This is a genomic window from Arthrobacter glycogeni (assembly GCF_054511155.1).
Genome location: NZ_JBTNDE010000007.1, coordinates 134251 through 144489 on the forward strand (window position 1 = coordinate 134251; position 10239 = coordinate 144489).

Consider the following 10239-nt stretch of genomic DNA (forward strand, 5'->3'; position numbering starts at 1 on the left):
TGCAGAGACAGAGACAGAGACCACGGGAGCAGGCGGCACCGCCGCACCTCAGCTTGAGCGGTTCCACGGCATGGGCTATCACGAGCTCAACGCCATGCTGAACCTCTACGGTCCCAACGGAGAGATCCAGTTTGAGGCCGATCGCGAGGCTGCACACCAGTACTTCCTGCAGCACGTCAACAACAACACGGTGTTCTTCCACGACCTCGAGGAGAAGCTCGACTACCTCGTGAAGAACGAGTACTACGAGCGGGAAACCCTCGACCAGTACTCAATGAACTTCATCCGCGACCTCTACAAGCGCGCGTACACAAAGAAGTTCCGCTTCGAGACGTTCCTTGGCGCCTTCAAGTTCTACACCTCCTACACGCTGAAGACGTTCGACGGCAAGCGTTTCCTGGAGCGCTATGAGGACCGCGTCTGCATGGTGGCACTCCACCTGGCCCGCGGCGACCAGCAGTTGGCGCTGCAGATGGTCGACGAGATCATTGAGGGTCGTTTCCAGCCGGCCACCCCCACCTTCCTCAACGCCGGCAAGCGCCAGCGCGGTGAGCTGGTCTCCTGCTTCCTGCTTCGCATCGAAGACAACATGGAGTCCATTGGCCGGTCCATCAACTCGGCGCTGCAGCTCTCCAAGCGGGGCGGCGGTGTGGCCTTCGCGCTGACCAACATCCGCGAGGTCGGTGCGCCGATCAAGCAGATCGAGAACCAGTCCTCGGGTGTTATCCCCGTGATGAAGCTTCTTGAGGACAGCTTCTCCTACGCCAACCAGCTGGGAGCCCGCCAGGGTGCGGGAGCCGTGTACCTGCACGCGCACCACCCGGACATCTACCGCTTCCTCGACACTAAGCGTGAGAACGCTGACGAGAAGATCCGGATCAAGACCCTCTCACTCGGCGTAGTGATCCCTGACATCACCTTCGAACTGGCGAAGAAGGACGAGGACATGTACCTGTTCTCGCCCTACGACGTCGAAAAGGTGTACGGCATGCCGTTCTCCGACGTCTCGGTCACCGAGAAGTACTACGAAATGGTTGACGACGCCCGGATCAAGAAGACCAAGATCAAGGCCCGCGACTTCTTCCAGACTCTTGCGGAGATCCAGTTCGAGTCCGGCTACCCGTACATCATGTTCGAGGACACGGTGAACCGGGCCAACCCGATCGACGGCAAGATCATCATGTCCAACCTGTGCTCCGAGATCCTCCAGGTCTCGCAGCCCACGACGTACCACGATGATCTGTCCTACGACGAGACCGGCAAGGACATCTCCTGCAACCTGGGTTCGCTGAACATTGCGAAGACCATGGATTCGCCGGACTTCGGTTTGACCATCGAGACGGCTATCCGGTCGTTGTCGGCGGTGTCGGACATGTCCAACATCGTTTCAGTACCATCGATCGCCCGCGGCAATGACCAGAGCCACGCCATCGGTCTCGGCCAGATGAACCTGCACGGTTACCTGGCTCGTGAGCGGGTCCACTACGGGTCCGAAGAGGGCCTGGACTTCACCAACATTTACTTCTATTCGGTGGTGTACCACGCAGTGCGCGCGTCCAACCGGTTGGCGATTCAGACCGGCACAACGTTCGGTGGCTTCGAGAAGTCCAAGTACGCCTCCGGCGAGTTCTTCGACAAGTACACGAACCAGGAATGGGTTCCGCAGACGGAGAAGGTTGCCGAGTTGTTCAAGGGCATCCACATTCCTACCCAAAAGGACTGGAGCGCGCTGAAGGCTTCGGTGATGGAGCACGGCATCTACAACCAGAACCTGCAGGCGGTGCCGCCGACCGGTTCGATCAGCTACATCAACAACTCCACCTCGTCGATCCACCCGGTGGCGTCGAAGATCGAGATCCGGAAGGAAGGCAAGCTGGGCCGCGTTTACTACCCGGCGCCGTACCTGACGAACGACAACCTCGAGTACTACCAGGACGCGTACGAGATTGGCTTCGAGAAGGTCATCGACACCTACGCGGCCGCCACACAGCACGTGGATCAGGGCCTGTCGCTGACGTTGTTCTTCAAGGACACCGCCACCACGCGTGACATCAACAAGGCCCAGATCTACGCCTGGAAGAAGGGCATCAAAACCATCTACTACATCCGTCTCCGCCAGCTCGCGCTGGAAGGGACTGAGGTGGAGGGCTGCGTCAGCTGTATGTTGTAACCGATATCGGTTGATATTTGCTTGGGTACGACGGCGGGTCCTCGCCCGTCGTCGTACGCTTTATCTAGGAACTAACCCACCATTTAGGGGATGACATGACCGAGAAGGTCAAGCTGCTTAGCCACGTTGAGGCAATCAACTGGAACCGCATCCAGGACGACAAGGACGTGGATGTCTGGAATCGTCTGGTCAACAACTTCTGGCTGCCGGAGAAGGTGCCGCTGTCGAATGATGTGCAGTCGTGGGCGACGCTGACTCCTGACGAGCAGCAGCTCACCATGCGCGTCTTCACGGGTCTGACCCTGCTGGACACGATCCAGGGCACCGTTGGCGCTGTCAGCCTGATCCCCGATGCGATCACTCCGCACGAAGAGGCCGTGTACACGAACATCGCGTTTATGGAGTCGGTGCACGCCAAGAGCTATTCCTCGATTTTCTCCACGCTGGCTTCCACCAAGGAGATCGACGAGGCGTTTCGCTGGTCGACGGAGAATGAGAATCTGCAGCGCAAGGCGGAGATTGTCATGAACTACTACCGCGGTGACGATCCCCTGAAGCGCAAGGTGGCGTCGACGCTGCTCGAGAGTTTCCTCTTCTACTCAGGCTTCTACCTGCCGATGTACTGGTCCTCCAGGGCGAAGCTGACCAATACGGCTGACCTGATCCGTCTGATCATCCGCGATGAAGCTGTTCACGGCTACTACATCGGCTACAAGTTCCAGAAGGGGCTCGAGAAGGAGACCGCTGAGCGGAAGCAGGAGATCAAGGACTACACGTTCGAACTGCTGTTCGAGCTGTACGAAAACGAAGTGCAGTACACCCACGATCTTTACGACTCCGTCGGCCTGGCCGAGGACGTCAAGAAATTCCTGCACTACAACGCCAATAAGGCGCTGATGAACCTCGGTTACGAAGCCATGTTCCCGGCGTCGGTCACCGATGTGAATCCTGCGATCCTGTCGGCGCTGTCACCGAACGCCGACGAGAACCACGACTTCTTCTCCGGATCAGGCTCGTCTTATGTGATTGGTAAGGCAGTCAACACCGAGGACGACGACTGGGACTTCTAGTCTGCTGTCTATGTCTGATCTGAGTTTTTCTGTGAGGTCGGAGACGAGGTGGCGGTTCGCGCATCGATTCAGTCCCGTATCCGAGCTGCGTGCGAGATTCTACAGAAGGTGGCCATTTCCCACCCTAAATGGCCACCTTCTACGGTAGTTTGGCCAACTGTATCGTGCAGTTCTCAACAGGTTCCAAGTATCTATCAGAGGGTGCAGTCGGCCCAATCTGTCCAGTCAAAGTTCGGCGACGGCGTGGCGGGGCTGTTCCTTCAGAGGGTGAACTCGGTCCATGGCGGGTAGTTTCGGTGGCGGTCGGAAAATTGAGCCGTTGTGACGGCGGCAGGTTTCAGCGGTCGTTGCAACAGTTTAGGAGTCTGTCGGTGGTGAGAGGAGACTCGCGAGCTGCTCGGCGGGGCTTTGACAGCCTAGAATTTCTCGTGGTCGGCGGTTGAGCCCAGGTAGCTGACCTCGGGGCGTCATCGGATGTCATGCCCGAAGCCTGCAAGCGGACTGTGGGTTGGAGGCCTTTTAGGGTTGCCAGGAACTGCTTCTCTTGACCGGCACATTCGGACATCCCACGGATGAGCCGACCAACAAGTGAGCAGTGAGCTTGGCGGAAGGAGTCACCCTCCCTGAAAGTGACATTGCACAGCCCTTCGTCAGCCTTGATGGTCCCCTCGTGCTTGTCGGCCAGCTAGAGCAGGTCTGGTGCCGACGCGCCCAAATTGAGCGTTTTGCACACTACTCCGCCTCACTCCAGTGTTGAACCAAAGTTGAGCCGCCTTGACTCGGCTGTGGCTCTGCCGGAGTGCGTTGGGTCGGGAACGCCTACAGGCAGCGCGGCTGGAACGTCGGATCCGCTGGGCCCTCCTGCGCAAGAGCATGAGACACCAGCCGGTGCACCACCGGATCGTTGGGAGCCTGGTCATGCTCGACCAGGTCCAGCGCGCATTTGTCCTGAATGGTGATGTTGGTGACCTGCTGAGCTCGCCCGTCGAGGAACTGGCTGGTGTACGGCGTTACAACCTCGTCGTACTTCGTGCTGATCACCGTGTACGACGGACCATTCACCGTGTCACCGATCGAGTTCAGCTCAGTCAGGAAAGGTGAACCAGCCTGCTGATCGGAACATGCCTGGCAGAGGGAGTTGGAGTCAGACGCAGCGAGCGACGGGTCCTCATCGGCAGGCACGAGTAGTCCCTCGGTGCCATGGTTGGAGGGAGCGATTCCGACCAGGTGGTTGACCTTCTTGGCGCCGCCGAGGAACCCGATGTAGTAGCGCGGCATCATGCCGCCCTGGCTGTGGCCGACCAGATCGACCTTCTCCGCTCCAGTAGCACCCAGCACAGCGTTGACGAACGAGCCAAGCTCCGCGGCAGAATCAGCTACCGGGCCGGTGGCATCGATGTTGTTGGTGGTGCCGTAGTTGAGGGCGAAGACACAGTAACCCTGCCCGGCGAGGACCGGAGAGAGCGTGGACCAGTTCTTGAGCATGCTTTCGAACGTTCCGGGCACGAGGATGACGGGGTACGGGTGTTCGGCGCTCGGCTGGCAGGACCAGTTGTTCGCGCCGGGCGGGGAAATGTCCTCGGTATCGGCTGTGGCAGGCGGCGCCCCGGCTAGGCTTCCGCCAAGCAGGGCCAGAGTGGCAAGGAATGTCGAAAAACGGTGGGGCATGCGCTGAAACCTCTTCGTATCATCGAAGCTCCCCGGACGGGAGCATGCACCGCACAAACGATAGCTACTGGCCGGTAACCTTCGCAACACTAATGGGAATATGTGCATGCTCCGGCAACCGCACGCCGTCGTGCCGCGCCAATGTCGAAGCCCACCAGACGAAGGCCTGAATCTGCCTGTCAGAGAACGAATTCGTCCACAAAAGGCAGTGCTGCACTAGTTCGCTGTAGTCGGTCACCCGGAGTCTGAAAGGCCAAACTGAATTCGTGTCGACGCCGCTATGGATGCAATGCTCCGCGACATAGGCGCACCGGCCGTACCCTGGGACGTGGTAGTGGATTTCGGAAGTTTGGGGGGGATCGCGGACGATAACTGTCACTTAATGGCCGTGATTGCGCCCGGTGGTCAGGGCGTGTCTGGCGGCGCGTCCTGTGGCACTACTGCGGTTGAACTTTTCATGGCAACAGATATTTCTGTGAATGCCGGTGGTGACGTCGAGTCAGCTCAACAATTGTTTGCTGTAGATAGTGGCGTACGTTTCGGTCGTGGGGCGCGCCTAGCGGCAGAATGTTTTGCTCGGTTCCAGTGGTTGACTGAATGACGTCACTGCCTGCAGGGGTGATGGTGAATAGCCGTCTTTTTTGTTCGACCGCAGGTTGAGAGTGGGAGATGAAGCCTCCGGTTTCGAGATTGTCCAGGATCCTGGTCATGGTTTGTGTTTGGACCCGGACGCGGCGGGCAATGTCAGCTTGGGTTCCCGCGCCTTGCAGGGTAATCACCAGCAGTACGGTCAGCCCCGCGTGAGTTATCCCAAAGATGGCGAGTTCCTTGTTCCACGCGTTTTCTACGAGCCGGGTAGCGGTCAGCAGAAGGCGGTTTGTTGACCATTGATCCAAGTCCAGCTCCTGCATCGCTTCGAAACTCCTATTTGCTCAATAGCCGGTCGGCTATTGGTGCCGGTATTTGTTGACCATGGGGCAGTCGAAGGGGTCGCGGGCTGCGAGTCCTACCCGGTTGAGGTAGGAGACCACTGCACCGTAGGACGCGGCGACGCCGACCTCGGTGTAGGGGACTTTGAGGCGTTCACAGTGTTCGCGGACGATCAGGGCCGCCTGGCGCAGGTGCGGGCGTGGCATGTCCGGGAACAGGTGGTGCTCAATCTGGAAGTTCAGCCCGCCGAAGGCGTTGTTGACGAACGTTCCGCCCTTGATGTTTCGTGAGGTGAGGACTTGTTTCTGGAAGAAGTCGAGTTTGCTGTTTTTCGGGATGATCGGCATGCCCTTGTGGTTGGGGGCGAAGGACGCACCCATGTAGATCCCGAACACGGCCATCTGCACGCCGATGAAGGCAAACGCCATGCCGACGGGCAGGAACCAGAACAGGACGCCCAGGTAGGCGCCGAACCGGACCGCGAGGAGCGCGAGTTCAATCCAGCGGCCCTGGACGGCTCCGGGGCGGAACAGGGTGCCGATGGATTTGGCGTGCAGGTTCAGTCCCTCGAGGGTGAGTAGGGGGAAGAAGAGGTAGCCCTGGCGGCGGGTGATCCAGGCGTGGAGGCCCTTGGCTTTCGCGGCGTCTTCTTCGATGAAGGAAATGGTGTCGATCTCGATGTCGGGGTCCTTGCCCAGCACGTTGGGATCGTTGTGGTGGCGGGTGTGTTTGTTCATCCACCATTGGTAGCTGATGCCGACGACGCCGGCTGCCAGGATCCGCCCGGACCAGTCGTTCGCGCTGCGGGTCTTGAAGATCTGCCGGTGGGACGCTTCGTGGGCCAGAAACGCTAGCTGGGTAAAGACGATGCCGAGCACTGCGGCGATGAGCAACTGGAACCAGGTGTCACCGAGCAGGGCGAATCCGGTCCAGGCGGCGCCCATGGTCAGCGCCAGCACGGCGAAGACCGAGACGTAGTATCGGCGGCGACGGTTCAGCAGCCCCTCCTTGCGCACCTGCTTGAGCAGGATGGAATAGGAGGCGACAATGTCGTTAGGCTTCGAAACGCGCACACTACGGGTAGGGGCGGCAATACTCATTGGTTGTTCCTTAGTGGACGAGACCCCCACGGTCGGTGCTGGAAACCGTCGGGGTCCTGGTGGTGAGCGGGACCCCGACGGTTTGGCGTTGCTTTAGGTCCGGCTGGCGGTGTCGTGCTCCCGCTTCCGGCTGAGGATCAGGGCCAGACCGATCATCGCGACACCGAGGAATAGGTGCAGCCAGTTATCCGCGTCGTTCAACGGAACGAAGTTAGCGTCGGAGTTCTGGTCAATCACTAGCCCGTAGATCCAGAGCACCAGGTAAATCACTCCTCCAACGAGGAGGTAATTTTTGGCGTTCGAATAGGTGCGGGCAAGGACCAATCCCGCGACGCCGAACAGTAAGTGGACGATGTTATGCAGGATCGAAACCTGGAACGTTCCGAGCAGAAACGCTTCGGACTCGTGTCCTGCCATGTCCATTTGGTCCATCTGACTGGTGACCCCGGGGATGAAGCCAAGGATGCCGACTAGCAGAAACACCGCCCCGATAGTCATTGCAGCTTTCTGCATGGTCGTCTTCTCGCGAGTGCTATTAACCTGATTGCTATGGGCGGTCATGATGTCCTCCTAGAGAAAATTTGTGTTCGGATTCCTTGGATCCTGGCGGGCGTTAGATGGGGCCGCTGGTCCCGGGGCTCCTGGTTTCAGTGCCGGCAGTTTGGCTGGACTGGATGTTGTCTTTTGCGTCCTGTGTCTTATCCTTCAGGTCGGAGGCGGCGCCGGTACCTTCGTCCTTGACTGTTTGAGCTGATTCAGTTGCTGTTTCCTTGACGGAATCCATTGCTTCCTGGGCCGGCTCTTTCATGTCTTCCATGACCTGCTTGGCGGACCCGGTGATTTCGCTTGTCAGCGGCTGTGCTTTGTCCTTCAGGGCTGACGCGGCTTCCTTTTCCTTCTCGCTTGCTGGGATCAGCGACGCGATAAGCATGCCGGCTCCGAAGGCAATCAGTCCTGCGGCAAGGGGGTTGCCCTTGGCTTTATCGCTGAGCTGATGGGGCGCGTCGTGCACGGCGTTACCGGCGTCGTGGACTGCGGACTTTGCGGAGTCTCCGGCATTTCCGGCTGATCCCATGACTCCAGTTTTGACGTTGTCAGCGGAACCCATGATTTTATCCTTTACGTTACCGACGGCGCCCTTGACTTTGTCTGTCTGACGTTGGGCGATATTGGAGGGGTTGACTTTATCGGCCACGGCATCGACGTTCGTTCCGAGGTCGGCCCGGGTCAATTCGATTTCTGCGCGGATTTGTTCTGGTGTCTTGTTCATGGAGTGTGTTCACCTGGTTTCAGTGTGGGAGGGAGTTCTTTGAGGGTCTCAGCGGTGTCCGGCATTCCGCGGACGGCTTTGAGTTCCTTCTTGCCTTTGGAGGCAAGAACGGCGGCAACAATGCCCCACAGCACGGCAATGATGACCGAGGACCAACCGAGACCGATCAGATCCCCCAATCCCCACATCAGAGCCAAAGACAGGAAAAGCAGAACAAAGTGCCCTGCTATCCCAGCGCCGCCGAGCATTCCCGCGCCCTTACCTGCCTGGGTACCGGTTTCGCGGAGCTCAGCTTTAGCGAGTTCCAGTTCCTGGCGCATCAGGGTAGAAATGTCACGGCTGACCTCGCCTAGGAGGCTGCCCAAGGATTCGTGTTCGGCCTTTTCGTGAGCCTCGCTGGGGGGCGGTTGCCCAGGGGTGTACGATGAGCCGCTTGTTGGTGGGTAGCTCATTAGCGAATCTCTCGTCGGCCGGGAAGGTCGCCGATTGGTGGTGTTCCCGGCGCGATGGTCGGATAGGTATCTGCCGGATCCAGTACCTGCGTATCAGGTACCGCGGGGGCGGCATGGGCCGGAATCCGTGTTCCAGCTGGCGGCGTCATCGCCGTCTGCGATGGTGGCCCACTCTGGGTACCAACGGAAGTGTTGCCTGAACCGGAACCGTCGGATCCGCCCAGATTTCGGGCCAGACGCCCTGCCACGAGTCCGGCGCCAGCGGCCATCACCAAGAAGGTTCCCGGATGGGACCGAGCATAACCTTTGACCTCATTGAGCAGCGAACCCGGGTCGCGGCCCTCAAGCCAACCGGCAGCGGATCCCGTTCGATCAGCAGCCTGCTGCACCAACTGCTTTGCCGGCCCTTCGTCCTCAGTTTTGTCGGCCATGGATCGCAGTTCATCACTCAACGCCCGCAAGCCCTCGGTGACTTTCTGCTGCTGATCTCCCGCTTGACTCTTCAAATCCGAGCCCAATTCGCCTAGCAAGTTCTTCGCCTGGGTGCCTGCCTCGGAGGCAACATTCTTCACCTCGGAAGCAGTGGTCTGCGCGACTCCCTTCGCCGCATCCGTACCCTCCTGACCAAGATTTTTTGCTTCATCCTTCGCCTGGGTCGATGACGACTGAGCACTGCCTGAGGTGCCGACCCTTTCCGTAGGCGGTACGGGAATGACCGGGTCTTCCGACCAATTTTGGGTACTCATAGTGTTCTCCTTTGGTACGGGGCCGAGTGTGGAAAACCCGGCCTTATCGGTGTGGCGTTCGGTATGACGCGGATTGTGTACGAGAAGGCGGCTGGTGCTCGCGGCACGTTACCATTCTTTACTCCACACAAGTTGTCAAGATTCTGGTGCGCTTGCCGGTGGGGCCCGGGGCCCTAACTACCGGAAGAACAGCATGCTTAGCTTTACAGTTAAAGATAAGCACGCTTATCAGTTCTTCGCAAGAGCTGGAATGTCGTCGATTGTCGTCTGGGTGTGTTCGCGGTGGCGATGAATAGATCCACGCTGGTGACCGTGTGCTCAACCGGTTTTTTATTGATTCGATGGGGTTTAGGTTGGAGGGTCTGACCCTGCGTTCGGGTCGAGTCAGCGTCGCGTGGAAATGTCCGCTGAGCGCAATACTCGTTGTTGGGCTCCCAAGACAATGAGGGCGGCGCTGGGTGCAGGCAGTATTCACTGCAGTCTTCCGAGCTGATTCTGGGCTCTCGCCAACTCCGCCGGAGCACCCGCACCCAACTCGGTAGCCCTCGTCCAGCAATGCGCTGTCAATCCCTACTGCAGACTCGGCGAACCAGGTCAATCAGTATCCGGGACTTCTGGAATCGTCTACACCAGCAGTGCCCATGCGAGTGTGGTCATCCTTTTTGTTCTTCTTGAGGCCCGCCAGGCCCGCCAGACCAAGAAGGCCGAAGAGACCCCACAGGCACGCGTCCCCCTTTTGTCGTCGCTTTCCGGGTCTGCTGAATGGCGGGGGGGGGGGGCGGGGGAGTGCTTTCGCCGTATCGTCTGGGGGTGCCAGGAGATCGCAACCCCAC

9 protein-coding genes are annotated in these 10239 nt (G+C 59.1%); 2 read left to right on the forward strand and 7 right to left on the reverse strand.

Annotated elements, in window-relative coordinates:
- Positions 1-70: 70 nt before the first annotated feature.
- Positions 71-2170, forward strand: a complete 2100-nt coding sequence (gene nrdE / locus ACX80O_RS06965) for a class 1b ribonucleoside-diphosphate reductase subunit alpha (protein WP_459308856.1) — start codon at positions 71-73, stop codon at positions 2168-2170.
- A 95-nt stretch (positions 2171-2265) separates the two neighbouring features.
- Positions 2266-3240, forward strand: coding sequence for a class 1b ribonucleoside-diphosphate reductase subunit beta (nrdF, locus tag ACX80O_RS06970; protein WP_459308808.1), 975 nt, complete (start codon positions 2266-2268; stop codon positions 3238-3240).
- 819 nt (positions 3241-4059) lie between these two features.
- Here the strand turns inward: nrdF and ACX80O_RS06975 are convergent.
- The 7 genes from ACX80O_RS06975 to ACX80O_RS07005 form a co-directional block, all read right to left on the reverse strand.
- The gene (locus ACX80O_RS06975; RefSeq protein ID WP_459332977.1) at positions 4060-4908 is read right to left on the reverse strand and encodes an alpha/beta fold hydrolase; all 849 of its coding nucleotides are present in this window, start codon (positions 4906-4908) and stop codon (positions 4060-4062) included.
- Positions 4909-5363: 455 nt separating this feature from the next.
- Positions 5364-5819, reverse strand: a complete 456-nt coding sequence (locus tag ACX80O_RS06980) for a MarR family winged helix-turn-helix transcriptional regulator (protein ID WP_459332978.1) — start codon at positions 5817-5819, stop codon at positions 5364-5366.
- Between the two features lie 36 nt (positions 5820-5855).
- The gene (locus tag ACX80O_RS06985; protein ID WP_459332979.1) at positions 5856-6938 is read right to left on the reverse strand and encodes a fatty acid desaturase family protein; all 1083 of its coding nucleotides are present in this window, start codon (positions 6936-6938) and stop codon (positions 5856-5858) included.
- A gap of 93 nt (positions 6939-7031) precedes the next feature.
- On the reverse strand, positions 7032-7499 hold the full coding sequence (locus ACX80O_RS06990) for a DUF4383 domain-containing protein (protein WP_459308803.1): 468 nt from the start codon (positions 7497-7499) through the stop codon (positions 7032-7034).
- A 52-nt stretch (positions 7500-7551) separates the two neighbouring features.
- Positions 7552-8208 carry a DUF3618 domain-containing protein gene (locus tag ACX80O_RS06995; protein ID WP_459332980.1) on the reverse strand — a complete coding sequence of 219 codons (657 nt, stop codon included), beginning with the start codon at positions 8206-8208 and terminating at the stop codon, positions 7552-7554.
- Entirely contained in the window at positions 8205-8660 is a 456-nt protein-coding gene (locus ACX80O_RS07000) for a phage holin family protein (RefSeq protein WP_459308799.1), read from the reverse strand. The genes ACX80O_RS06995 and ACX80O_RS07000 overlap by 4 nt, the downstream gene beginning before the upstream one ends.
- Positions 8660-9406 carry a hypothetical protein gene (locus ACX80O_RS07005; RefSeq protein WP_459308797.1) on the reverse strand — a complete coding sequence of 249 codons (747 nt, stop codon included), beginning with the start codon at positions 9404-9406 and terminating at the stop codon, positions 8660-8662. Before ACX80O_RS07005 ends, ACX80O_RS07000 begins: the two co-directional genes overlap by 1 nt.
- Positions 9407-10239: the final 833 nt, after the last annotated feature.